Below are 24,891 nucleotides of genomic sequence, written 5' to 3' on the forward strand. Positions count from 1 at the left end.
CGGGGACGCCCTTGACATCCGTGAGTGGCCGCCTTGAGCATTCGGCGGCCGGTGCCCGTATCTCCGCGTGAAGATCTACTCCGCGACGGAGGCCGCGACCGGGACCTCCATGAGGATGGTGCGCTTGGGGTTCGCAGTCTGGGCGGGAAGTTCGACGGAGTGCTCCTGCTGCTCCGGGAGCTGGAGTTCGTCGGCGTCCTTGAGGTGCGCCAGGGTCGTACGCCGGGGGTTGGCGATCTTGTGGAACATCGTCGTCGTCTTCACTGTTGTACGTGACCCTGTCGTGTCCGGGCGTCCGGGAAGCCCTCAAGGGCCTCCGCACAGACGCGGTTTGTCGGATGTGCCATCCCTGTAAAGCGTCAGGCTAAACACGCGATTCCCGGTGAAGACGTGAAGGTCGCATGATCGGCGTGTGAGTTTGCTCACGAATCAAGGGGCAAAGCGGTCATTTCCGACTGTCGGGTGACCGTTACGAAACGGACATTGGCCACCTGAAGCGCTCATTCCGCTCCTGATCATGGCGACTGGGACACCGCTCGACCGCCCCCCGTTCACACCCTTATGTCCGCCTTATGTGGGAACGATTTCTACATCCCGTAACTTGACCCTCACGTCGTGTCACGGATGTCACAGCCTGGCCAACGGGCCTTGTTGGAGATCCTGCACTGTGCTGGAATTCCTCGGACCGCCGCGGGATCGAGCCGGCGCACAGAGGGCGCCCAGCGCGCCCGGTGGCGGCGAGACAGGGGGAGCCAGCGCCGGTTACTCACGACCAATTGGGGGGCGTATTCAGGACGCCCCTCAACACGCCGACACCGTCCTTCCGTTCACGCGGAGGGGCGCCTGGTCCAGAGGTTGCGACGCTAGTGCAGGGACGTTTCAAGAGGGATGGCAGCGCTTCGGCCGAGCCGGAGCCGCACGGCGGGACTGGCCCGATGGCAGTCGGCTCCTCGCCCCAGCACGCCCAGAACCCGGGCCCCAATCCGTCCGGCGACGGCGGTGAGCGCTCCGGGCGTCCCGGTGCGTCCGCTTCGCCGAGCTCTCCTCCCCCGGCTCCGACGAAGCCGCCTACCGGGCCCAGCGGCCCCGGCCCCCGCGTGGCGCTGCGCAACTGGCGCATCTCCACGCGTCTGGTGGCGCTGCTGACCCTGCCCGTGGTCGCGGCCACCTCGCTGGGCGCGCTGCGCATCAACCAGTCGATGGACGACATCCAGCAGCTCGACAACATGAAGCTGCTGACGGACATGACCAAGCAGGCCACCGACCTGGCCGACGCGCTGCAGGACGAGCGCGACCGCTCGGCCGGCCCGCTGGCGCACAACGGCAAGGCGACCGACCCCGGGATCAAGGGCTACCGCGAGAAGACGGACCGCGCGCTGAGCGCCTTCCAGGACTCGTCGGAGGAGATCGACGGCGCCACCGCCGACGGCAACCTCCAGGGCGTCCGGGACAGCCTCGTCGGTCTGCTGAGCGACCTGGGCAACCTCGCCAAGGTCCGTTCGACGGCCTACGCGGAGAAGGACAACTCCACCCAGACGGTGGAGGCCTACCACCGCCTCATCACCAGCCTGCTCGACCTGTCCCAGGACATGGCGCAGGCCACCAGCAACCCGGAGATGATCCAGCGCACGCGTGCGCTGGCCGCCTTCTCCGCCGCCAAGGAGTACGCCTCCGTCCAGCGCGCCGTGCTCGCGGCGGCGCTGCCGGTGGGCAACACCGTCTACGGCGACCTCTCCGAGAACGACCGGCAGTACGCCGAGGCCGGACTCGAGAACCAGGACTCCGAACTCTCGAGTTTCCGCAGCATCTACGGCGACAGCGGCGCGGAAGAGCTGCTGAAGCCGATCGAGCAGGGCAACCCGGTCATCGAGGACGCGGACACCTACGCCACCCGCGCGCTCAGCTCCTCCAGCGGCCTGGAGTCGCTGGACAAGCAGTCGTACCAGGACTGGATCGACGCCAGCTCCACCAAGATCAAGCAGATGACCAACATCGAGCTCACGCTGCTCGAGGACATGGAGCAGAAGGCGCGTGAGCTGCGCGCCGAGTCGGAGCGCGAAGCGATCATCTCCGGTGCGCTCATCCTGCTCGTGCTCGGTGTCTCGCTGGTCGGCGCGTTCGTCGTCGCCCGGTCCATGATCCGTTCGCTGCGCCGCCTCCAGGAGACCGCCACCAAGGTCGCCCAGGACCGGCTGCCCGAGCTGGTCAAGCAGCTGTCCGAGTCCGACCCGCAGGACGTCGACACGTCCGTGGAGTCGGTCGGTGTGCACTCCCGGGACGAGATCGGCCAGGTGGCCGCGGCCTTCGACGACGTGCACCGCGAGGCCGTCCGCCTCGCCGCCGAGCAGGCCCTGCTGCGGGGCAACGTCAACGCGATGTTCACCAACCTCTCGCGCCGCTCCCAGGGTCTGATCCAGCGCCAGCTGTCGCTGATCTCCGAACTGGAGTCCCGCGAGGCCGACCCGGACCAGCTGTCCTCGCTGTTCAAGCTCGACCACCTCGCGACCCGCATGCGCCGTAACGGTGAGAACCTCCTCGTCCTCGCGGGTGAGGAGCCCGGCCGTCGCTGGACCCGTCCGGTCCCGCTGGTCGACGTGCTGCGTGCCGCCGCGTCCGAGGTGGAGCAGTACGAGCGCATCGAGCTGGCCTCCGTGCCGACCACCGAAGTGGCCGGCCGGGTCGTCAACGACCTCGTGCACCTCCTCGCCGAGCTGCTCGAGAACGCCACCTCGTTCTCCTCCCCGCAGACCAAGGTCAAGGTCACCGGTCACGCGCTGCCCGACGGCCGCGTCCTGATCGAGATCCACGACACCGGCATCGGTCTCTCCCCCGAGGACCTCGCCGCGATCAACGAGCGGCTCGCGTCGCCGCCCACCGTGGACGTGTCGGTCTCCCGACGCATGGGTCTGTTCGTGGTCGGTCGTCTGTCGCAGCGCCACGGCATCCGCATCCAGCTGCGTCCCTCGGACTCCGGTGGCACGACCGCGCTGGTCATGCTGCCCGTGGACGTCGCCCAGGGCGGCAAGAAGCCCCAGCCCAAGCCCGGTCAGAGCAGCGTCGCGGGCGGTCCCGCCGCGGCGCAGGCCGCAGCGGGCGTCGCCGCGGCGCGTCGCCAGAACGGCTCGCAGAACGGCTCGCAGGGCGGTGCCCTCGGCTCCGCTCCCGGCGCCGGCGGCAGGCTCGCGGCGGGTACGGGCCCCCGGGCCGCGCTGCCCGGCCGTGACGGCGGTGGCCGTCCCGGTGGTCAGCCGCCGCGCGGACCGCAGCAGCCTCCGGCCTCCCCCCAGCAGGGCCGACCGGCTCCGGCCGGTGCGGGTTCCGGCTTCGGCGGCCAGGCGCCCGGTGCGCCGCAGGGTCTCCAGGCCGCCGGTGCGGGCACCCAGGGTGTGGACATGTTCGGCGGGCGTCCGACGCAGCCGCGGGGCAACAAGGCGGATCAGGGCGGCCGCGGCCGCCAGCCGCAGCTGCCGCCGCGCGGCGGTCCGCGCGCCGAGCTGCCGGGTGGCAACCCGCAGCCGCGGGTGACCAGCTGGGGCGACGAGAACGCCCAGCCGCCGGTGCCGCGCAGCCCGCTGGACGCCCCGCGCGGTCACGAGGAGCCGGACGTCGCCCAGACGTCGCGCATCCCGCGCTTCGACGACCGGCAGGGTCCCGGCGCCACCGCCGAGATACCGGCGATCCCGCGCACCGACGACCGCCAGGCCCCGGCGGGTCCCGCCGACTTCGGCCGGCCCGTCGCGAACGGTCTCCACAGCACGGGCCAGTTCCCGGCCGTGAGCAACCCCCAGACGGGTCCGGGCGGACGGCAGGACAACAGCCAGTTCCAGCGTCCGGGCACGAACGGCCAACAGAACACGGGTCAGTTCCAGCGCCCCGGCACCAGCGGCCAGCAGGACGAGAACGGCTTCACCCGGTCCGACGTCTTCGGTGCCCCGGGCAGCCAGAACGCCCCGGCGGCCCCGAACCAGTTCGCTCCGCAGGCCTACGACAACGGTTCCACCGGCCAGTTCGCCGCACCCGGCTACGACGGTTCCTCGACCGGTCAGCACTCGCTGCCCGGCCGCCAGGACCCCTCGTCCACCGGCCAGTTCGGCGCTCCGCAGTCGGGTGGCTACGGCACCCCGGCGCAGCCGACCGGTCCGCAGCGTCACGTCGGGCGTCCTGAGCCGGAGGCACTGCCGCCGGCCTCGGGCCCCGGGGACGGGCGTACCCCGCTCTACGACACGCTGGAGACCAACTGGTTCCACGGTCAGCAGGCGGGCGGCGCGGCCCAGGCTCCGCAGCAACAGCAGCACCAGGAGCCGCAGGCTCCGGCTGCCCCCCAGCGTCCCGCAGCCGCCAATGCCTCCTGGCGCACCTCGCCGAACGACGAACTCGTCCGGCAGGCCGAGCGGGTCAGGCAGCCGGCCGCGGGCGGCGTCACCACATCCGGCCTGCCGCGCCGGGTGCCCAGGGCGAACCTCGTCCCGGGCACGGCTCAGCAGCAACAGCACCAACCCGGTCCGCAGGTCTCGCGTGCGCCTGACGACGTACGCGGACGGCTGACCAATCTCCGTCGGGGCATCGCGCAGGGTCGTCAGGCCGGCAACGGTCAGACCGGCAGTTTCCCGAGCCCCACTCACCAGCAGGAGCGTTAGTTGAGTCAGATGAGCCAGGCGGCACAGAACCTGAACTGGTTGATCACCAACTTCGTGGACAACACCCCTGGGGTGTCCCACACCGTTGTCGTGTCCGCCGACGGGCTCCTGCTCGCGATGTCCGAGGGCTTCCCGCGCGACCGTGCCGACCAGTTGGCGGCCGTCGCGTCGGGGCTCACTTCGCTGACGGCCGGCGCCTCCCGGATCTTCGAAGGCGGCAGCGTCGCGCAGACCGTCGTCGAGATGGAACGAGGGTTCCTCTTCCTCATGTCCGTCTCGGACGGCTCGTCGCTCGCCGTCCTCGCACACCCCGAGTGCGACATCGGCCTCGTCGGCTACGAGATGACGCTGCTTGTCGACCGCGCGGGCGCGGTCCTCACGCCCGACCTGCGCGCCGAACTCCAGGGCAGTCTGCTCCACTGACCCGCCCCAGCACTACCCACCTCACGAAATCACCGTCCGGCCGACACAATCCCCCCACCGGCCTAGACGGACGGCACGACTGACCGCGAATGCTGTCCCGCCCGGAGGATCAATGACCCCGCCCACCGCCCATCATGATCCGTACGCGGAGCCGTACGGGGATGAGGGCGACCAGCCGCTGGTGCGTCCGTACGCGATGACCGGCGGTCGGACGCGGCCGCGCTATCAGCTGGCCATCGAGGCACTGATCAGCACGACGGCCGACCCGGCAGCGCTCATGGGGCTGCTCCCGGAGCACCAGCGCATCTGCCATCTGTGCCGCGAGGTGAAGTCGGTCGCGGAGGTCTCGGCTCTCCTGGCCATGCCGCTGGGGGTGGCGCGGATCCTGGTCGCGGACCTCGCCGAGGCCGGACTGGTGGCCATCCACCAGCCGGGCGGCGACGAGAACAACGGTGGCGCTCCGGACGTGACGCTGCTCGAAAGGGTGCTCAGTGGACTTCGCAAGCTCTGACGGAGGGCGGGCCACCACCTCCGCGAAGATCGTGGTGGCGGGGGGCTTCGGCGTGGGCAAGACCACGTTCGTGGGCGCCGTCTCCGAGATCAACCCGCTGCGCACGGAGGCCGTGATGACGTCCGCGAGCGCGGGCATCGACGACCTCACCCACACCGGGGACAAGACCACCACCACGGTGGCCATGGACTTCGGACGTATCACGCTCGACCAGGACCTGATCCTGTACCTCTTCGGTACGCCGGGCCAGGACCGCTTCTGGTTCATGTGGGACGACCTGGTGCGCGGCGCGATCGGCGCGATCGTCCTCGTGGACACCCGCCGTCTCGCCGACTGCTTCCCCGCGGTCGACTACTTCGAGAACAGCGGCCTGCCGTTCGTCGTCGCCCTCAACGGCTTCGACGGCTCGCAGCCGTACCAGCCGGAAGAAGTGCGCGAGGCGCTCCAGATCGGACCGGACACCCCGATCATCACGACGGACGCCCGGCACCGCTCGGATGCCAAGAGCGCACTGATCACGCTGGTCGAGCACGCGCTCATGGCGCGACTGCGGTAATTTTCAAGCACCCGGTGCCGTACGGCGGTTGTCGTAGACGCTCTGGAGCCGACTGTGGCCTTGGACACGGTCGGCTCCGGTGTTCATAACGTTTCGGCAGTGGAATCCACAGGTACCGACACGCGTCGCGGTCGCTCGGTCTCGCTGTGCGCACGAAAGCCCCGCCTTTTGGCGGGGCTCGTTCTTTTTGACCGTTTTATCTGGGGCTTACATCACACCGAACCAGCGCTTTCCCATGTTTGGAAGAGCGCTGGTCGTCGTGCTGGAATGCCTGAACTGCCCAATAGTCAATGACGTACTCATGGTCGATGGCTGACCGGGCTCTGAGACACTGCGGCACGACGAAGGTGCCGACCGCCGAGAGGTTGTTGGTCGAGTGAGGCGAAGCAAGCAAAGTCCCGAGCCGGCGGCCCGGGGCAACTTCACCCCGCCGCCGCGCGGAGCGGCGCCCGCCCCTGTGCCCGGTTCGGAGCCGGCGTCCGCCCCCGCGAAGAGCGGCGGCCGCCTCTCCCCGCGGAACTGGCGGGTGCCCACCCGGCTGAACGCGATCCTGCTCATACCCGTGGTCGTCGGCCTGGTCATGGGCGGCTTCCAGGTGAAGAACTCGATCGACACCTGGCAGGAGGCCCGCGACGCCGAGAAGACGGCGAAGATCGTGGCCGCCGCCGGCGAGTACGCCGAGGCCCTGCTCAACGAGCGGGACATCAGCGCCCAGCCGCTGCTCCAGTCCAAGAAGGACGACCCGAAGGTCAAGGCGGCCCGCGCCACCACCGACGCGAAGGCCACCGCCTTCCACGACGAGGTCGTCGGGATGCCGGACAAGGAAGGCCTCCAGCGCCGTCTGAAGCTGGTCGAGGCCGCCGAGCCGACTCTGACGAAGATTCGCGCCGCCGCCTACACCAAGGCCCTGGACCCGGTGAAGACCGAAGAGGGCTACGTCGCGGTCGAGCACCTGCTGATGGAGTTCTCCAACGAGCTCGGCCTCGGCACCGGCAACATCACCGCCTACGGCCGCACCGTCTACGCGGTCGCCCTGGCCAAGGGCGCCGAGTCCCTCCAGCGCGCGATCGGCATGCACCTGCTGGTGCGGCCCAGCCCCGACGAGACGATCTACCGGCAGCAGCTCACCGCCTTCACCTCGTACGCCTACCTCGAGGGCATCGCCCAGCAGGAGTACGTCTCCGGTGGCACCACCGAGGACGCAGCGCGGCTGACCGAGGTCATGAAGGAGAAGACCGAGGAAGGCGCGCAGCAGGCCGCCGACGCCAAGGCCAAGGCCGACGCCGCGGGCGAGGACTTCACCGCCCCGCCGACCATGGACAAGATGATCCAGGCCATCAGCAGCGGGCTGTCTCCGTCCCAGCTCGCCGAGAAGGGCGTCACCGCCAACGCCTGGATGACGGCCGCGACCCTGAAGTTCGAGGGCTACAGCCAGGTCGAGAGCGAGCTCATCGACCGCGCGGTGACCGACGCCGGTGAGATCGCCTCCGACGCGCAGCGCGACGCCATCATCAACGGCGCCATCGTCATCATCGCCCTGCTCGCCGCGTTCATCGTCGCCAGTCTCATGGCCCGCCAGATGAGCCAGGCCATGCGCCAGCTGCGCAACGCCGCCTTCGGTATCGCCGAGCAGCGGCTGCCGATGCTGGTCGACCAGCTCTCGCGCACCGACCCGGGCCGGGTGGACACCCGTGTCCAGCCGATCCCCATCAACACCAGGGACGAGATCGGCGAAGTCGCCCGCGCCTTCGACCAGGTCCACCGCGAGGCCGTCCGACTGGCCGCCGAGCAGGCACTGCTCCGGGGCAACATCAACGCGATCTTCACGAACCTTTCGCGCCGCAACCAGTCCCTGATCGAGGGCCAGCTGACCCTGATCACCGAGCTGGAGAACAACGAGGCCGACCCGGACCAGCTGGAGAACCTCTTCCGCCTGGACCACCTGGCCACCCGTATGCGCCGCAACGGCGAGAACCTCCTGGTGCTCGCCGGCGAGGAGCCCGGCCGCCGCTGGGACCAGCCGGTCCCGCTGGTCGACGTGCTGCGCGCCGCCTCCTCCGAGGTGGAGCAGTACGAGCGCATCGAGCTGTCCGGCGTACCCGAGGCCGAGATCCACGGCCGTGCCGTGACCGACCTCGTGCACCTGCTCGCCGAGCTTCTGGAGAACGCCACGACGTTCTCCTCCCCGCAGACCAAGGTGCGGGTCACCGCGACCCGTCTCCCCGACGGCCGCGTGATGATCGAGATCCACGACAAGGGCATCGGCCTCACCGCCGAGGACTTCGCGGACATCAACCACAAGCTGGCCAACCCGCCGACGGTGGACGCCGCGATCTCGCAGCGCATGGGCCTGTTCGTGGTCGGCCGGCTGTCCGACCGGCACGGTATCCGCGTCCAGCTGCGCCCCTCGGGCGAGCAGGCCGGCACCACCTCGCTGGTCATGCTGCCGGACGCCATCACCCACGGTGGCGGCGGCGAGCAGCAGCAGCCTCGCGACGAGTTCACCGTCTCGCAGATCATCCCGGAGCAGAACTACGGCGGTGGTGGCGGCGGCGAGGACTTCAACAACGGTCTGCCGATGCGCACCGCCGCGGAGCTCGGCTTCGACGACAGCCAGTACGAGGTCCCCGACGACATCCGCGACCTGGACCCGGTGGGCCGCTCGCTGATGCGCGAGGAGCGCCGTGCGGCTCTGGAGTCCCAGCCGGGCCAGCCGGGCCAGCCGCAGCCCGCGGAGGGCTTCGACGCGTCCCGTCAGCAGCAGCAGCCGTACGGCGCCGGGCAGAACGGCTACGACCCCGCCCAGCAGGGTGCCGGGGCCGGCTACGACAGCGGTGCGACCGGGTACGCCGAGCAGCCGGCGGCGTTCGACCAGCAGACGTCGTACGAGGAGCAGCAGCGCCCGGCGTACGACGACCAGTACTTCGCGCCGAACGGCGGCGTGCCGCAGGGCGAGTCGTTCTCCGGCAACGGAGGCCTGCCGCAGAACGACGGCTTCACGTCGAACGGCGGCTACCCGGACCCCGCGTATGCGGAGCCGGGCCAGGAGGAGCGGACGGCTGCCCCCGCCGCCGCCTCCGAGGGCTTCCAGCCGTACCAGGAGCAGCAGTCCTACCAGGACGACTGGCCCCAGCAGAACGGCCACACGAACGGTTACCAGAACGGTTACCCGGACCAGTACGCTCCGGAAGCGGAATCCGTGCGGGCCGCTGACGCGGGTGAGCAGAACCGCGTAGGCTTCGACCGTCCGGGACCGACCTCCTCCGCCTCCCACGCGCTGACCGACGCCGGTCTCCCCCGCCGCGGCTCCGCCGCAAGCGGTGCGAACGGCGCCCGGCCCGCGAAGCCGGAGCCGGCGGCCTCCCCCGCGGAGAGCAACGGCGGCGGCGACTCCTGGCGCTCGGCCAACGACGAGCGCTGGCAGCAGGCCTCCGCTCTGAAGAAGCCCAAGGCGGGCGGGGTCACCTCCTCCGGCCTGCCGCGGCGGGTGCCCAAGGCCAATCTGATCGAGGGCGCCGCCGAGACCACCCCCCAGGGAGGCCCCCAGGTCTCCCGCGCCCCGGAGGACGTCCGAGGCAGGTTGAGCAACCTGCGTCGGGGCGTCGAGCGCGGACGCAACGCAGGCAGCAGTGAAACGAACGGCCAGGGCCTCGGTCCTGACAGCACCTACAACCAGGAGCGTTAGTGTGAGCCCGATGAGCCAGGCGGCACAGAACCTGAACTGGGTGATCACCAACTTCGTGGACAACACCCCGGGGGTGTCCCACACCGTGGTGGTCTCCGCCGACGGACTCCTTCTGGCGATGTCCGAAGGCTTCCCCCGCGACCGGGCCGACCAGCTCGCCGCCGTTGCCTCCGGCCTGACGTCTCTGACGGCAGGCGCCTCCCGGATCTTCGAGGGCGGCAGCGTGAACCAGACGGTTGTGGAGATGGAGCGGGGATTCCTCTTCCTCATGTCCATCTCCGACGGTTCCTCGCTCGCGGTTCTCGCCCACCCCGAGGCGGACATCGGCCTCATTGGGTACGAGATGGCCCTTCTGGTGGACCGAGCCGGTTCGGTTCTGACCCCCGACCTTCGTGCGGAGCTCCAAGGGAGCCTTCTCAACTAACAAACGAACGGTGCGTTTTGGCGTCCTGAGGCCGTAGGGTTTCGGGACGCGGCTTCCACGTGATGGGTGCCAGGCACATCGGAGGAGGAGAGAGAGTGGCAACACCCCCAGGCGGATCGAATTCGGGCAACTGGTCGTACGGCCCTGCCCAGGGCCAGGGCGACGGTTCCCAGAACCCGAACCGTTACAACTTCCCCTCCGCGCCCAGCCAGCAGCGGCCGTACACGCCCCAGGGTCCGCAGGGTCCCGGGCAGTCTCCGTACGACCAGCCGTCGGCCCCGCGCATCCAGCCCGTACAGCCGCACCGCCGCACCCCGGAGCCGGCGCCCGCAGGGGCGTCGAACAACCCGCTGGTGCGTCCGTACGCCATGACCGGTGGCCGGACCCGCCCGCGTTACCAGCTCGCCATCGAGGCGCTGGTGCACACCACTGCGCAGCCGCACCAGATGCAGGGCCAACTGCCCGAGCATCAGCGGATCTGCAACCTCTGCCGAGAGATCAAGTCGGTCGCCGAGATCTCGGCGCTGCTGACCATCCCTCTCGGCGTGGCCAGGATCCTCGTCGCCGACTTGGCGGAGGCGGGACTGGTCGCCATCCATCAGCCCGGCGGCGACGAGAGCGCCGGCGGCCAGCCAGACGTGACACTGCTCGAAAGGGTGCTCAGTGGACTTCGCAAGCTCTAGCGGGGGTCCGTCCCGCTCCACCACTTCCGCGAAGATCGTGGTGGCGGGCGGCTTCGGCGTGGGCAAGACCACGTTCGTCGGGGCTGTCTCGGAGATCAACCCGCTGCGCACCGAGGCCGTCATGACGTCCGCGTCGGCGGGTATCGACGACCTCACCCACACCGGGGACAAGACGACCACCACGGTCGCCATGGACTTCGGACGTATCACCCTGGACCAGGACCTGATCCTGTACCTCTTCGGTACGCCGGGCCAGGACCGCTTCTGGTTCATGTGGGACGACCTGGTGCGCGGCGCGATCGGCGCGATCGTCCTCGTGGACACCCGCCGTCTCGCCGACTGCTTCCCCGCGGTCGACTACTTCGAGAACAGCGGCCTGCCGTTCGTCGTCGCCCTCAACGGCTTCGACGGCTCGCAGCCGTACCAGCCGGACGAGGTCCGCGAGGCCCTGCAGATCGGCCCCGACACCCCGATCATCACGACAGACGCCCGCCACCGCGCGGACGCCAAGAGCGCGCTGATCACGCTCGTGGAGCACGCGTTGATGGCTCGGCTCCGGTAGCACCTGCCGTAGACAGCCGAAAGGCCCCCTCCGCCCGGAGGGGGCCTTCGCCGTTGCGCCGATGGAGTGACGACCGCATACGGAAGGGCCCCTCTCGGACGAGAGGGGCCCTTCCGCGATGTACGCGGGTCAGTGCCAGCTGTGCGGGGCGCGGAAGCCGCCCTCGCGCTCCAGGCGGCGCCAGCCGGCCTTGGGGCGGCCTCGGTGGGTCTCGACGGGGGACGACGACCGGGCGGCCGCGCGGGCCAGGAGGATCGCCGTGATGGCGGCGACTTCCTCGGGCTCGGCGTGGCCCTTCTCGACGCGGATGTCGGGAGCGTTCATGGGTGCAAGTCTCCGTGGATGAGGTTTCCGCAGGGGATCCTGTGGGTTATTTGTTGGATCCGCCGGGTTACTGCGGGGGGTTGCCGTGCTTGCGCGAGGGCAGGTCCGCGTGCTTCGACTGGAGCATGGCCAGCGACTTGATGAGGACCTCGCGGGTCTCGGCCGGGTCGATGACGTCGTCGACCAGACCGCGCTCCGCCGCGTAGTACGGGTGCATCAGCTCGGACTTGTACTCCTTGACCATGCGGGCCCGCATGGCCTCGGGGTCCTCGGCCTCGGCGATCTGACGCCGGAAGATGACGTTGGCGGCACCTTCGGCGCCCATCACGGCGATCTCGTTCGTCGGCCAGGCGTAGGTGAGGTCGGCGCCGATGGACTGGCTGTCCATGACGATGTAGGCACCTCCGTAGGCCTTGCGCAGGATCAGGGAGATCCGCGGCACGGTCGCGTTGCAGTAGGCGTAGAGCAGCTTCGCTCCGTGCCGGATGATCCCGCCGTGCTCCTGGTCGACGCCCGGGAGGAATCCGGGGACGTCCAGGAAGGTGACGATCGGGATATTGAAAGCGTCACACATCTGGACAAAGCGCGCAGCTTTTTCCGACGCCTCGATGTCCAGCACGCCGGCGAGGGCCTGCGGCTGGTTGGCCACGATGCCGACGACCTGGCCGTCGAGGCGGGCCAGCGCGCAGATGATGTTGCGGGCCCAGCGCTCGTGGATCTCCACGTACTCGCCGTCGTCGACGATCTCCTCGATGACCTTGGTCATGTCGTACGGACGGTTGCCGTCCGCCGGGACCAGGTCGAGCAGGACGTCGCCGCGGCGGTCGGCCGGGTCGGTGGACTCGGCGCGCGGGGGGTTCTCACGGTTGTTCTGCGGGAGCAGCGAGAGGAGGTAGCGGACCTCCGCGATGCAGGTCTCCTCGTCGTCGTACGCGAAGTGGCAGACGCCGGAGGTCTCGGCGTGCACGTCGGCGCCGCCGAGGCCGTTCTGGCTGATCTCCTCGCCGGTGACGGCCTTGACCACGTCCGGCCCGGTGATGAACATCTGCGAGGTCTCGCGGACCATGAAGACGAAGTCGGTGAGGGCGGGGCTGTAGGCCGCGCCGCCCGCGCAGGGTCCCAGCATGACCGAGATCTGCGGGATCACCCCGCTCGCCCTGGTGTTGCGCTGGAAGATGCCGCCGTAGCCGGCGAGGGCGGAGACGCCCTCCTGGATACGGGCGCCGGCGCCGTCGTTGAGCGAGACCAGCGGGGCACCGGCCGCGATGGCCATGTCCATGATCTTGTGGATCTTCGTGGCGTGGGCCTCGCCCAGCGCGCCGCCGAAGATGCGGAAGTCGTGGGCGTAGACGAAGACCGTGCGGCCCTCCACCGTGCCCCAGCCGGTGATCACACCGTCGGTGAACGGCTTCTTGGCCTCCAGACCGAACCCGGTCGCCCGGTGCCGGCGCAGCTGCTCGACCTCCTGGAAGGACCCCGGGTCGAGGAGCAGCTCGATCCGCTCCCGGGCGGTCAGCTTGCCCTTGGCGTGCTGCGCCTGGGTCGCCTTCTCGCTCGGGCCGGCCAGCGCCTGGGCACGGATCTCGTGCAGCTCGGCCACGCGGCCGCGCGCATCCGTGGGTTCCGAAGGCACCGCGGTCGGCTCGCCCGTCGTCTCTTCCAAAACGGTCATGTAGTGACCTTACGAAGCCCACCAAGGAAAGAGGGACGTCGACTCCGTACAGTCTCCGGCGCGTTTTCCTGGTAGCCCTGAACAGAACCGGGCGGACATGCAGCCGTTCCGACTGCTCAGAGGGGCTGGGGGTTGTAGGGGTCACACAAAGCCCGGGACTGAGACCCGCCTCACATCACCGACCCGCACATGCCCTCCCCGGAGTGAAACGGAGCGTCCGGACGGCCGCTCGCGCCCGCCGGATTCCGGTCGGGCCGACACCGGCGGCGGAAGATGTTGAACATTGAACGGAATAGGTCTACGGTCATCCTTGTTGACCTCGTTGAAGATTAAACATCCTCGATCTTCCCGTCCCCAAGGAGCACGTCATGGGCATCTTCGGCCGCAAGAACACCGACGAGACCGCCACCGCCGTCGCCGACGCCACGGTGAGCCCCGAGCTCGCCGCCCTGACCGGCGACTACACGATCGACCCCGCCCACTCGACGTTCGGCTTCGTCGCCCGCCACGCGATGGTCACGAACGTCAAGGGCAAGTTCAACGACTTCACCGGCTCGCTGCACCTGGACGGCACCGACCCGTCGAAGTCCAGCGCCTCCATCGACATCACGATGGACAGCATCGACACCGGGTCCGCCGACCGTGACGGCCACCTGAAGAGCGCCGACTTCTTCAAGACCGACGAGTTCCCGGCGATGACCTTCCGCTCCACCTCGACGGAGGCGCTGGGCGGCGAGGACTACCGGATCACCGGCGACCTGACCATCCTCGGCGTCACCAGGCCGCTCAGCATCGACCTGGAGTTCAACGGCGCCGCGAAGGACCCGTTCGGCAACGAGCGCGTCGGCTTCGAGGGCAAGGCCGAGATCCTGCGCTCGGACTGGGGCCTGACCTGGAACGCGGCGCTGGAGACGGGCGGCGTCCTGGTCTCCGACAAGATCAAGCTGAACTTCGACATCTCGGCGATCAAGAACGCGTAAGCGCGCGGCCGAATACGGTGGAAAACGGCGAATAGGGGTCGGAAGCGAAGAGCTCCCGACCCCTTCGCGTGTTCCATGTCACAGTCGCGAGACATGAGCACCAGGACCGGACCACAGCACTATCCCGGCGCGAACCGCGACCACTGGTACCAGGACGACTTCGGCGGTGACCGCATGGAGGTCAACGTCGTCGTCCTGCACACCACCGAGGGGCGTTCACTCCCCGACTACCAGGGCGGCTCGGCCGCGCCCAACCTGACGGCGGTGCCGGACTTCGCCGCCAGGAAACTGAAGTGGTACCAGCACTTCGAGATCGACGTCTCCTCACGCGCGCTGGTCAACAAGCGCGGCGGCGTGGAGACGAACACACTGAACGTCTGCCAGGCGGAGCTCGTCGGCACCTGCGACCCCGACACGCACGCCAAGTGGAAGGCCCGCGACCAGGCCCACATCTACTGGCCGAAGGCGCCGGAGTGGGCGCTGCGCGCCGTCGCCGAGTACCTGGCGTGGATGCACATCCACCACCGTGTCCCGCTGCGCGGCCCGGCGCTCTGGCCCGCGTACCCGAAGTCCGCCGGGAACGGGGGCGGTCAGCGGATGGGCGGCGAGCGGTGGAACGCGTTCAAGGGGGTGTGCGGGCACATGCACGTGCCGGAGAACACGCACGGGGATCCGGGGGCGATCGACTTCGAGGGGCTGCTCGGCTTCGCGAAGGCGGCGGTCCAGGACTGACATCGGCTCGACGACGCACCGGCGGCCGGCCGCGCCCCGGCGAACGCGGCCGCCGGTCCGACGGGTCGGGCCGCCGGTCCGACGGGTCGGGGCCGCGGGCGAACCGGTCGGGGCCGCACGTGGGCGGGGTGGGGCCGGCACGTGGGCGGAGGGACCGCGCAAGTGGGCGGGTGGGGCCGCCGCCTTCGCGGGCGGGACGGCCGGTGGGCGAGCGGTCCGGCGGCGGACGGAAGTGGCTGAATCAGCCCCCTTGTGTGAGGGCTTGCGGAGTTCTCATAATCCAGCAACAGATTTGACCTGACCATGCCAGCGCATGGACATTTCTTTGCGGTGCGCAACTTGCGTTGACATGCTCACGTCAAGCCAACCCCCCACGGAAGGCAGCACCTTGAAGAAGCTCCTCACAGCGTTCAAGAGATTCGCCGCCGTCGGCGCGGCCGCCCTCGCGATCGCCAGCCTTCAGCCCCTCTCGTCCGCACAGGCCGCCCCCTCCCCCGTCGTCGGCGGAACCCGTGCCGCGCAGGGCGAGTTCCCGTTCATGGTCCGGCTCTCCATGGGCTGCGGCGGAGCGCTCTACACCCAGCAGATCGTGCTCACCGCCGCGCACTGCGTCAGCGGGACCGGCGCCAACACCAGCATCACCGCCACCGCCGGCGTCGTGGACCTCCAGTCCACCACCGGCCGGGTCCAGGTCAAATCGACCTACGTGTACCGGGCCCCCGGCTACAACGGCAACGGCAAGGACTGGGCGCTCATCAAGCTCGCCTCGCCCATCACCACCCAGTCCACCCTGAAGATCGCCACGACCACGCAGTACAACACCGGCACCTTCACCATCGCCGGCTGGGGCTCGGCCAGCGAGGGCGGCGCCCAGCAGCGCTACCTGCTCAAGGCCACCGTGCCGTTCGTGAGCGACGCGACCTGTCGTGCGTACAGCGGCTACAGCGGCCTCGTCGCCAGTGACGAGATCTGCGCCGGATACGCGGCCGGCGGCACCGACACCTGCCAGGGCGACTCGGGCGGCCCGATGTTCCGCCGGGACTCCGCCAACGCCTGGATCCAGGTCGGCATCGTGAGCTGGGGCATCGGCTGCGCCCGGGCCAACGCCCCCGGCGTCTACTCCGAGGTCTCCACCTTCGCCTCGGCCATCGCCTCGGCGGCGGCCTCGCTCTGACGCACACCGCTCCCGTGAACCGGACGGGAGCACGTCGTACGACGTCCACGGGCCCGGCGCCGTCGCGCGCCGGGCCCGTGGCGGGTGAGGTACCGCCCCGCACCCGCGCGGCCGAACCACCGGACGCCGAACCACGGGACGCCGTGCCACCGGACGCCCGGCCACCCCACCGGGCCGGGCTTCAGAACCCGCCGCCGAAGTCGCCCCCGCCGCCCCCGCCGAAGTCCCCTCCCCCGCCGCCGAAGCCACCGAAGTCGCCGGGGTCGAAGTCGGCGCCGGAGACGTCGCCGCCCTCGTAGCCGCCGCCGAAGTCGCCGTAGCCGCTGCCGTAGTCGGAGGCGTAGGACGGGCCGGCCATGATGCCGCCGAGCATCGTGCCGACGAGGAGGCCGGGCAGGATGCCGCCGCCGAAGTAGCCGCCCGCCCAGGGACCGTAGGCGGGGCCGGCCTCCCAGTACGGGCGGCGGCCGTAGTCGCTGTCGACCTCACGGATCACCGGGTCGCGGCCGTCGGCCAGGCGGGTCGCGTCCGCCGCGCAGACCGGGACCTCGCGGGTGGCCCCGCCGGGCGGCGTCCAGGTGGCGTCGGAGACCGAAGGGCCGTGGCGGGGGTCGAAGAAGCACGGCGGCCGGCGTTCGGGCAACGGCTGTCCCGTACGACGGGCGGCCAGCCGGGCGAGGGAGAAACGGCCGTCCTCCAGCGCCTGGGTGACGGCGCGGACGTCCTCGGGCCTCGCCGCGGCCGCCATCACCGACTTCGCCTGCTCGTAGGCGTCCAGGGCGCGTTCGTAGTCGGCGCGCATGGAGTCGTCGGCGCCCGGCTCCGACGGGTGGAAGTCCAGGCGGTCGAGCTCCTCGCCGAAGGCCGTGATGTCCTCGTCGACAACGACCCGCAGCCGGTCGAGGGCGGCCCGTTGCTCCGCGTCGTGCCGTCGCCGGTTGCGCCGCACGAGGGTGTAGGCGCCCGCCCCGCCGGCCACCAGCACCACACCGGCCGTGATCAGCGCGGTGGACGAGATCCCGTCGCCGCCGCCCGAGGAGCTCCAGCTGCCGGGGGCCGAGCCCCCCATGTTCGCCAGGGCGCGGTCGGTGAAGTCGGTGAGCTGGGTCGTGGCGTCGCCCTCGTCCTGGACACTGGCGACCAGGTTGCGGACGGCCGTGCGGGACAGGACCGAGGAGTCGGCGCGGGCGTCGAAGCGGTCGCCGAGGCGGATCGCGTACAGGCCGGTCACGCCGGTGGCGGTGCGCAGGTCCGTGAAGAGGTCCGCCGTGGGGTAGCCGGCGGGCAGGACGGCGATGAACAGGGGCTTGTCGGCGCGCTCGATCTGCTGCTGGAGCGCGTGCGCCTCCGCCTGGGGCAGCTGGGCGCTCGCCGCCGGGTCGACGTAGACCGGGCTCTCGCGCAGGGCCGCGGCGATCGTGGAGACGCCGGTGACCGCCGAGGCACGCGGAGCGCCCGCCGTCAGGACCGCCAGAGCGGTCAGGACGGCGAGCGCCAGTGCGATCAGCGGTCCGGCGGAGCTTCGGGCCGACAGGACGACCTTCATACTTCGAAGCTACCGGAAACCCACCGAAAGCGACCCATTCGGACGGCCGGGATCGCGGAGGTCAGGACGCCGCCCGATACGCCGCCGTCAGCCGCTCCACCGCCTTTCCGTACCGGCCGGTGAGCAGCAGGTGGTCCGCGTCGGCGAAGGGCTTCGCGAAGGCCGCCGTGACGGCCTGGCCCACCTTCTGCTGGACGATGAGCCGGGCCTTCCCGACCAGCGTCCGTCCCAGCTCGTCGGCGCCGGCCCGGTCGGCCGCCGCGGCCGCGGCGCCCAGCCCCTTCAGGGTCGCCACGCCGCCCTGCGGCACGTGGCTCAGCGTCGTCAGACCCCAGCCGTACGGGAACTGCGGGTCGTACGCCGTGTCGCCGACGTTGATCGGCAGCTGGGCCTGGGACTTCGGCCAGGTCACCGGAAGCTGTCCGGTGAAGGGCCGCCTGCCGTACAGGACGTCGGCCACGCCGTCGCCCTCCGTGCCCGGCAGCCAGGAGGCGACCAGCGCGTCGATGTCGCCGAGCCGGTCGCCGATCAGCTGGGGCCGCCCGGAGACGATCAGCACCGCGCACCTCATCGCGCCGCACACCTTGTCGACGGCCGCCCGGTCGGCGGCGGTCAGCTCCAGGTCGTTGCCGTTGCCGACGTCGCCCACGCCCTCGGCGTACGGGGTCTCGCCGACGACCACGACACCCACGTCGTATCCGTCCGTCGACGCCGACGCGTCCTTGGAGTAGGTGACGTCGCCGCCCGCCTTCTCCATCCCCTCCAGGATCGTCGTGCCCTGCGTGATGTCGCCTGAGGCGCCCTGCCAGGTGATGGTCCAGCCGCCGGTCTGGTTGCCGATGTCGTCGGCGTTGGAGCCGGCGACGTACACCTTCTGGCTCTTCTTCAGCGGCAGCACGCCACCGGAGTTCTTCAGCAGCACCTGGGACTCGGCGGCCGCCTTGCGCGCGACGGCCCGGTGCCCGGCGGAGCCGATGGCGGACGCGCCGCCGGTGTCGGCGTACGGCTTCTCGAAGAGGCCCAGCTTGAACTTCTGCGTGAGGATGCGCGACACGGCGTCGTCGATCCGCCGCTCGCCGACACGGCCTGCCTCGACCTCGTCGAGCAGGGTGGCGTGGAAGTCCTTGTACGCGTACGGAACCATGATCATGTCGAGTCCCGCGTTGACCGACGTACGGACGTCGGAGGCGTAGTCGCCCGGGAGCTGGTCGATGGCCGCCCAGTCGCTGATGACGAACCCGTCGAAGCCCATACGGTCCTTCAGCACGCCGTTCAGCAGGTCGGCGCGGGCGTGCATCTTCACCGGCCCCTGGCCGTCGCCCGCGATGTCGAGCGAGGAGTAGGACGGCATGACGGTGCCGACCCCGCGGTCGACGGCCGTCCGGAAGGGCGCCAGGTGGACGGCCTCCAGTTCCTGCCGGGTGACCTCGGTGATGCCCTGGTCGAGGGTGTACGTGCCGGTCGTGGAGGAGCCGTACGCGGTGCCGCCGTCGCCGACGAAGTGCTTGGCGGTGGCGAGGACCTTGTCGCCGTCCTTCAGATCCGCGCCGCTCGCCCGGCCCTGGAGACCCTGGATCACCGTCTCCATGGCCTCGACCAGCGCCGGGTCCTCGCCGTACGCCTCGTAGGAGCGGCCCCAGCGTTCGTCGCGGGTGACGCACAGGCAGGGGGCGAAGTCCCAGGGGATCCCGGTGGCCCGGACCTCGGCGGCGGTCACCGCGCCGGTCCGCTCGGCGAGGGCGGGGTCCCTGGTCGCCCCGATGCCGATGTTGTGCGGCATGACGGTCGCGCCGACCAGGTTGTTGTGGCCGTGCACGGCGTCGACGCCGTAGATCAGCGGGATCTGAAAGCGCGTGGCCTGCGCCCGCAGCTGGAACGCGTCGATCATCTTCGCCCACGCCGCGGGGGCGTTGGGCGTCGGGGTCGAGCCGCCGCCGGAGAGCAGCGAGCCGAGGTCGTACGCGGCGATGTCACCGGGAGCGGTGATCGCCCCGCGCTCCGCCTGGGTCATCTGGCCGGCCTTCTCCGCCAGGCTCATCCGCGACAGGAGATCGGCGACGCGCTTCTTCACCGGCAGTGCGGCGTTCAGATACGGCAGTCCGTGCGCGTCGACCACGACCTGCGGGGTCTCGGACGGAGGCTTGGCGCCGGTGACGGTCAGCCGGAGCGGGACGGTCTCGGCGGACTCGGCCCGCTTGTCCGCGAGGGTGCGGACGGCGACCGTGCGGGTGGCACCGGAGGGGGTGCCCGCCGGGAAGGTGACGGTGCCGGTGACCGGGGTGTAGTCCTTGCCGGGCTCGGCGGTGCCGGTCGCGGCGGTCTCGTAGGCGACGGTGACGGGCTCCTCGAGGGGGGCCGCGCCGGTGGTGGCGACGGTGAGCGTGACGGCGGCCGTCCCGCCCTCCTCGACCGGGTACACGGCCGCGTCGGTGGTGACGGCGGCGCGCAGCGACTGGTCCGCCCGGCCGTAGAGCTCCACGCCGTCCATGGCGAAGTCGCCCTTGACCCCGACGGGGAGGGTGAGGGCGTATCCCCAGGTCTCGGTGAGGCCGAGGATCTGGTCGATGCCGCCGACGGGCTGGTAGTCCGTGCGGTAGGTGAAGTCGGTGAAGGGGATCTCGACCTGTTTCCAGCCGGTCCAGTCGTCGGTGAAGGAGGTCGTCCAGAGCTCGGACGCCTCTCCGTTCGCCCCGCCGTCCTTGAGCTCGAAGGCGATCTTCCTGCCGTTTCCGCGGCCCTCCCACCAGAACCGGACGCCCTGGTGGGCGGACCAGTCGTGGGCGGGCTCCGCGAAGGCGAAGTCGTGGGTGAAGCCGCCGTACCCGCTGATGTCGTAGCTGCCGGTGAGGACCTTGTCCCCCTCGGGGGCGTCCGCGCGGGCCGTCAGCCCGAGGGCGGGCGGGTCGTCGGTGTCGCTGCCCCAGGTGAAGATGCCCTCGGCGGGCGGGCTCGCGAAGGGGACCTCGCCCTCGAAGCGGTCGACGGGGACGGGGGCGGGGTCGTCGGCGCCGGACGCGCCGGCGGCGGTGGTCATGGGGAGCAGTGCGGTCAGCAGGGTGGCGGAGGCGAGCAGGGCGGTTCTTCGCATGGAACGTCCCTCTACTCTCGTGGTCCACTCATGACTTAGATCACGCCGTGAGTTAACTGGTGACCTGTTGCGCCGTCAAGACTTCACGCCACAACTGGTACGGCCGCAACACCCGGCCGGATCAGGGACGTTGTTCGTTCGACAGATGAACGCGCGACCCCTTGACGCGCCCCGGAAGCCGTCATTTACTCACGCCTCGACACGCCTCCCCACCCCCCACCTCCAGAAGGGCGGCGCTCCATGAGGAGATCCACTCGCGTCCTCCGGCTGCTCCTCGCCGGTCTGCTCACCACCGCCGGGATCACCGCGGCGGCCGCGCCCGCACACGCGGCCGGCGAGCAGGTCACGGCCTGGCTCACCACCACCGACGACGCCGGCGGACGGCACGTGGTCCGCGGTCTGCAGGCCCAGCCCGCCTTCGCCTTCCAGGCGGGCAGCGGCGGCGGCGGCGAGAACATCACCGTCGACGAGAACACCGGGTACCAGACCTTCACCGGCGGCGGCGCGTCCTTCACCGACACCGCGGCCTGGCTGATGAACAGCAGCGGGGCGCTGTCCGCGGCGACCCGGGACGCGACGATGCGCAAGCTGTTCTCGCCGACCGAGGGCATCGGCCTGTCGTTCCTGCGCAATCCGATGGGCGGCTCGGATCTCGCGCGCTTCGGCTACACCTACGACGACGTGCCGGCCGGCCGGACGGATCCCGCTCTGTCGCAGTTCTCGATCGCACACGACCTGGCGGACGTGGTGCCGCTGACCCGGCGGGCCCGGGAGCTCAACCCGGCGCTGACCGTGATGGCCTCGCCGTGGACGGCGCCCGCCTGGATGAAGGACAACGGCCAGCTGAACGGAGGCTGGCTGAAGGCGGAGAACTACGGGGCGTACGCCTCGTACTTCGTGAAGTACCTCCAGGCCTACCGGGACCAGGGCGTACCGGTGGCGTACGTGACGGCGCAGAACGAGCCGACGTGCTGCTCGGGCTACCCGTCGATGAGCTGGAACGGCTCGGGACTGGCGTACTTCACGAAGAGCGAACTGCTGCCGAAGCTGGCGGCCGCGGGACTGTCGACGAAGGTGCTGGCGCACGACTGGAACTGGGACACCTACGACGCCTACGCGGCGCAGACGGTGGACGACGCGGCGGTCCGCTCGCACCCGAACTTCGGCGGGATCGCCTGGCACGGCTACGGCGGGGACGTGGCGAAGCAGACGACGGTGCACAACCAGTACCCGCAGCTGGACGCCTTCGGCACCGAGCACTCCGGCGGAACGTGGATCGCCGACCAGCAGCGCGAGGACATGCTGAACATCGTGGACTACACCCGCAACTGGGCGAAGTCGGTGACGAAGTGGTCGCTGGCCGTGGACCAGAACCGGGGGCCGCACAACGGCGGCTGCGGGACCTGCGACGGGCTGGTCACCGTGCACAACGGGGACGGGGCGAGCGGAACCGTCGACTACACGATCGAGTACTACACGATGGGGCACCTGACGAAGTTCGTCCGGCCGGGCGCGCAGCGGATCGCGTCGACGGCGTCGACGTCCGTGCCGAACGTGGCCTGGCGCAACCCCGACGGCTCCAAGGCGCTGATCGCCTTCAACGACGGGGCGGCCGCGAGGACGGTGACGGTCAACTGGGGTGCGCAGCACGCGACGTACTCGCTGCCGGGGAACACGTCGGCGACCTTCACCTGGTCGGGGACGCAGTCGGGCGACACGAGCCGGTCGGGGGCCTTCGTCGGCCTCGCGGGCAAGTGCCTGGACGTGGCGGGCGGCGCGGCGGTCAACGGCACGGCCGTGCAGCTCTACGACTGCAACGGGTCGGCCGCGCAGCGCTGGACGGTCCAGCCGGACGGCTCGCTCCAGGCGCTCGGCAAGTGCCTCGACGTCGTCGGGGGTTCGACGGCCGACGGGGCCAAGGCGCAGCTGTACGACTGCAACGGAACCGGCGCCCAGCGCTGGTCGTACAACGCCACCACCGGTGATGTCGTGAACACGGCGGCGAACAAGTGCCTGGACGTCACGGACAACTCGTCGGCGAACGGGGCACGGAGCCAGATCTGGTCGTGCACGGGAGCGGCCAACCAGAAGTGGCAGCTGCGCTAGGACAGCGGCTCCGCCGGTGAGCGGTTGCGGGGATCCTCGGCGAGCTCGAAGGGCTCGCCGAGGATCCCCGGCCGAACGCCGCCTACTCGGCGGGCTCCACCTTGGCCCGCAGCAGCCCGTACGTGTACGCGTCCTCCAGGGCCTGCCAGGAGGCGGCGATCACGTTCTCCGCGACACCCACCGTGGACCACTCGCCCGTGCCGTCCGTCGTGGAGATCAGGACGCGGGTGGTGGACTGGGTGCCGTGGACGCCCTCCAGTATGCGGACCTTGTAGTCGACCAGCTCGAGCTTGGCCAGCTGGGGGTAGATCTTCTCCAGGGCCACGCGCAGGGCGCGGTCCAGGGCGTTGACCGGGCCGTTGCCCTCCGCCGTCGCGACGATGCGCTCGCCCTTGGCCCACAGCTTGACCGTGGCCTCGTTGGCGTGGGTGCCGTCGGGGCGGTCCTCGACGATGGCCCGCCACGACTCGACTTCGAAGTACTTCAGCGGCCGGCCCTCGACCTCGGCCCGCAGCAGCAGCTCGAAGGAGGCGTCCGCCGCCTCGTAGGTGTAGCCCTTGAGCTCGCGTTCCTTGACCCGCTCCACGACCCGGCCGACCACTTCACGGTCGCCGCCCAGGTCGACGCCGAGCTCCTTGCCCTTGAGCTCGACCGACGCCCGTCCGGCCATGTCCGACACCAGCATCCGCATGGTGTTGCCGACCTGCTCGGGGTCGATGTGCTGGTAGAGGTCCGGGTCGACCTTGATGGCCGAGGCGTGCAGACCGGCCTTGTGGGCGAAGGCCGAGACTCCCACGTACGGCTGATGCGTGGACGGCGTCAGGTTGACGACCTCGGCGATCGCGTGCGAGATGCGGGTCATCTCCCGCAGCCGGCCCTCGGGCAGGACCTTCTTGCCGTACTTCAGCTCCAGGGCCGCGACGACCGGGAACAGGTTCGCGTTGCCGACCCGCTCGCCGTAGCCGTTCGCCGTGCACTGGACGTGCGTCGCGCCCGCGTCCACCGCCGCGAGGGTGTTCGCCACCGCGCAGCCGGTGTCGTCCTGGGTGTGGATGCCCAGGCGGGCGCCGGTGTCGGCGAGGACCGTGGCGACGACCGCCTGGATCTGCGCCGGGAGCATGCCGCCGTTGGTGTCGCAGAGGACGACCACGTCCGCGCCGGCCTCGGCGGCGGCCCGGACGACCGCCTTCGCGTACTCCGGGTTGGCGCGGTAGCCGTCGAAGAAGTGCTCGCAGTCGACGAAGACCCGGCGGCCCTGTTCCTTCAGGAAGGACACCGTGTCGCCGACCATCGCCAGGTTCTCGTCCAGCGTCGTGCGCAGGGCCAGCTCGACATGCCGGTCGTGGGACTTCGCGACCAGGGTGATCACCCCCGCGCCCGACTCCAGCAGCGCCCTGACCTGCGGGTCCTCGGACGCCTTCGCGCCCGCCCGGCGGGTGGCGCCGAAGGCGACCAGCTGGGCGTGCCTGAAGTCGATCTCCTCCTGGGCGCGGGCGAAGAACTCGGTGTCGCGCGGGTTGGCGCCCGGCCAGCCGCCCTCGATGAAGCCCACTCCGAAGTCGTCCAGGTGCCGGGCGATGGCCAGCTTGTCGGCGACGGTGAGGTTGATGCCCTCACGCTGCGCGCCGTCGCGCAGGGTGGTGTCGAAGACGTGGAACGAGTCGTCGAGTTCGCTGGTTGCGGTCATGGTCTGAAGGCTCCTGTGTTGGATCTCGGTCGTTACCGGAATGACCGGCTCCACCATTCCCCCATGGTCCCTCGCGCTCTCGCTTCCGGCTGCGGGTGGGC

The 24,891-nt window shown here is 70.4% G+C and carries 18 protein-coding genes; 12 read left to right on the forward strand and 6 right to left on the reverse strand.

What is annotated here, in order from left to right; all coding sequences use genetic code 11:
• Window positions 1-75 precede the first annotated feature (75 nt).
• The gene (locus ABT070_RS23075; RefSeq protein WP_351763568.1) at window positions 76-264 is read right to left on the reverse strand and encodes a hypothetical protein; all 189 of its coding nucleotides are present in this window, start codon (window positions 262-264) and stop codon (window positions 76-78) included.
• Window positions 265-866: 602 nt separating this feature from the next.
• On the opposite strand from ABT070_RS23075, the gene ABT070_RS23080 reads away from it, so the two are divergent.
• The 8 genes from ABT070_RS23080 to ABT070_RS23115 all read left to right on the forward strand — a co-directional run bounded on the left by ABT070_RS23080 (window position 867) and on the right by ABT070_RS23115 (window position 11,481).
• A complete protein-coding gene (locus ABT070_RS23080; protein ID WP_351763570.1) occupies window positions 867-4,637 on the forward strand; it encodes a sensor histidine kinase in 3,771 nt (1,256 codons plus the stop codon).
• Window positions 4,638-4,646: 9 nt separating this feature from the next.
• Entirely contained in the window at window positions 4,647-5,060 is a 414-nt protein-coding gene (locus ABT070_RS23085; RefSeq protein ID WP_020128762.1) for a roadblock/LC7 domain-containing protein, read from the forward strand.
• A 112-nt stretch (window positions 5,061-5,172) separates the two neighbouring features.
• The gene (locus ABT070_RS23090; RefSeq protein ID WP_009190816.1) at window positions 5,173-5,571 is read left to right on the forward strand and encodes a DUF742 domain-containing protein; all 399 of its coding nucleotides are present in this window, start codon (window positions 5,173-5,175) and stop codon (window positions 5,569-5,571) included.
• Complete coding sequence (locus tag ABT070_RS23095; RefSeq protein ID WP_054239771.1) at window positions 5,552-6,127, forward strand: GTP-binding protein; 576 nt, start codon at window positions 5,552-5,554, stop codon at window positions 6,125-6,127. The genes ABT070_RS23090 and ABT070_RS23095 overlap by 20 nt, the downstream gene beginning before the upstream one ends.
• A gap of 376 nt (window positions 6,128-6,503) precedes the next feature.
• The gene (locus ABT070_RS23100; protein ID WP_351763572.1) at window positions 6,504-9,812 is read left to right on the forward strand and encodes a sensor histidine kinase; all 3,309 of its coding nucleotides are present in this window, start codon (window positions 6,504-6,506) and stop codon (window positions 9,810-9,812) included.
• A 10-nt stretch (window positions 9,813-9,822) separates the two neighbouring features.
• Entirely contained in the window at window positions 9,823-10,236 is a 414-nt protein-coding gene (locus ABT070_RS23105) for a roadblock/LC7 domain-containing protein (protein ID WP_037737006.1), read from the forward strand.
• 95 nt (window positions 10,237-10,331) lie between these two features.
• Window positions 10,332-10,919: a DUF742 domain-containing protein gene (locus tag ABT070_RS23110; protein ID WP_351763574.1), complete on the forward strand. Its 588-nt coding sequence runs from the start codon at window positions 10,332-10,334 to the stop codon at window positions 10,917-10,919.
• The gene (locus ABT070_RS23115; RefSeq protein WP_054239772.1) at window positions 10,900-11,481 is read left to right on the forward strand and encodes a GTP-binding protein; all 582 of its coding nucleotides are present in this window, start codon (window positions 10,900-10,902) and stop codon (window positions 11,479-11,481) included. The genes ABT070_RS23110 and ABT070_RS23115 overlap by 20 nt, the downstream gene beginning before the upstream one ends.
• 129 nt (window positions 11,482-11,610) lie before the next feature.
• Here the strand turns inward: ABT070_RS23115 and ABT070_RS23120 are convergent, their stop codons facing one another.
• Complete coding sequence (locus tag ABT070_RS23120; protein WP_351763576.1) at window positions 11,611-11,805, reverse strand: acyl-CoA carboxylase subunit epsilon; 195 nt, start codon at window positions 11,803-11,805, stop codon at window positions 11,611-11,613.
• A gap of 67 nt (window positions 11,806-11,872) precedes the next feature.
• Window positions 11,873-13,477, reverse strand: a complete 1,605-nt coding sequence (locus ABT070_RS23125; RefSeq protein WP_351763578.1) for an acyl-CoA carboxylase subunit beta — start codon at window positions 13,475-13,477, stop codon at window positions 11,873-11,875.
• A 368-nt stretch (window positions 13,478-13,845) separates the two neighbouring features.
• Here ABT070_RS23125 and ABT070_RS23130 point away from each other — a divergent pair, with 368 nt between their 5' ends.
• The 3 genes from ABT070_RS23130 (at window position 13,846) to ABT070_RS23140 (ending at window position 16,363) form a co-directional block, all read left to right on the forward strand.
• Window positions 13,846-14,457, forward strand: coding sequence for a YceI family protein (locus ABT070_RS23130; protein ID WP_351763580.1), 612 nt, complete (start codon window positions 13,846-13,848; stop codon window positions 14,455-14,457).
• A gap of 93 nt (window positions 14,458-14,550) precedes the next feature.
• Entirely contained in the window at window positions 14,551-15,189 is a 639-nt protein-coding gene (locus tag ABT070_RS23135) for a hypothetical protein (protein WP_351763582.1), read from the forward strand.
• Between the two features lie 388 nt (window positions 15,190-15,577).
• The gene (locus ABT070_RS23140; RefSeq protein WP_351763584.1) at window positions 15,578-16,363 is read left to right on the forward strand and encodes a S1 family peptidase; all 786 of its coding nucleotides are present in this window, start codon (window positions 15,578-15,580) and stop codon (window positions 16,361-16,363) included.
• 181 nt (window positions 16,364-16,544) lie between these two features.
• Here ABT070_RS23140 and ABT070_RS23145 read toward each other — a convergent pair whose 3' ends face one another.
• Together ABT070_RS23145 and ABT070_RS23150 are read right to left on the reverse strand one after the other, a co-directional pair.
• Window positions 16,545-17,909, reverse strand: coding sequence for a hypothetical protein (locus ABT070_RS23145; RefSeq protein ID WP_351763586.1), 1,365 nt, complete (start codon window positions 17,907-17,909; stop codon window positions 16,545-16,547).
• Between the two features lie 61 nt (window positions 17,910-17,970).
• On the reverse strand, window positions 17,971-20,997 hold the full coding sequence (locus ABT070_RS23150) for a glycoside hydrolase family 3 protein (protein ID WP_351763588.1): 3,027 nt from the start codon (window positions 20,995-20,997) through the stop codon (window positions 17,971-17,973).
• Between the two features lie 240 nt (window positions 20,998-21,237).
• On the opposite strand from ABT070_RS23150, the gene ABT070_RS23155 reads away from it, so the two are divergent.
• The gene (locus ABT070_RS23155) at window positions 21,238-23,103 is read left to right on the forward strand and encodes a ricin-type beta-trefoil lectin domain protein (protein WP_351763590.1); all 1,866 of its coding nucleotides are present in this window, start codon (window positions 21,238-21,240) and stop codon (window positions 23,101-23,103) included.
• Between the two features lie 82 nt (window positions 23,104-23,185).
• Here ABT070_RS23155 and cimA read toward each other — a convergent pair whose 3' ends face one another.
• A complete protein-coding gene (cimA, locus tag ABT070_RS23160; protein WP_351763592.1) occupies window positions 23,186-24,790 on the reverse strand; it encodes a citramalate synthase in 1,605 nt (534 codons plus the stop codon).
• Window positions 24,791-24,891 lie beyond the last annotated feature (101 nt).

Source organism: Streptomyces sp. NPDC002884 (assembly GCF_040295245.1).
Lineage (GTDB): Bacteria > Actinomycetota > Actinomycetes > Streptomycetales > Streptomycetaceae > Streptomyces.

Bases quoted from the DNA above. Each gene is read 5' to 3' on its own strand.
- ABT070_RS23125 (WP_351763578.1), bottom strand. From the start codon at position 13,477: ATGACCGTTTTGGAAGAGACGACGGGCGAGCCGACCGCGGTGCCTTCG.
- ABT070_RS23150 (WP_351763588.1), bottom strand. From the start codon at position 20,997: ATGCGAAGAACCGCCCTGCTCGCCTCCGCCACCCTGCTGACCGCACTG.
- cimA (WP_351763592.1), bottom strand. From the start codon at position 24,790: ATGACCGCAACCAGCGAACTCGACGACTCGTTCCACGTCTTCGACACC.
- ABT070_RS23155 (WP_351763590.1), top strand. From the start codon at position 21,238: ATGAGGAGATCCACTCGCGTCCTCCGGCTGCTCCTCGCCGGTCTGCTC.
- ABT070_RS23105 (WP_037737006.1), top strand. From the start codon at position 9,823: ATGAGCCAGGCGGCACAGAACCTGAACTGGGTGATCACCAACTTCGTG.
- ABT070_RS23120 (WP_351763576.1), bottom strand. From the start codon at position 11,805: ATGAACGCTCCCGACATCCGCGTCGAGAAGGGCCACGCCGAGCCCGAG.
- ABT070_RS23090 (WP_009190816.1), top strand. From the start codon at position 5,173: ATGACCCCGCCCACCGCCCATCATGATCCGTACGCGGAGCCGTACGGG.
- ABT070_RS23135 (WP_351763582.1), top strand. From the start codon at position 14,551: ATGAGCACCAGGACCGGACCACAGCACTATCCCGGCGCGAACCGCGAC.
- ABT070_RS23130 (WP_351763580.1), top strand. From the start codon at position 13,846: ATGGGCATCTTCGGCCGCAAGAACACCGACGAGACCGCCACCGCCGTC.
- ABT070_RS23085 (WP_020128762.1), top strand. From the start codon at position 4,647: ATGAGCCAGGCGGCACAGAACCTGAACTGGTTGATCACCAACTTCGTG.
- ABT070_RS23145 (WP_351763586.1), bottom strand. From the start codon at position 17,909: ATGAAGGTCGTCCTGTCGGCCCGAAGCTCCGCCGGACCGCTGATCGCA.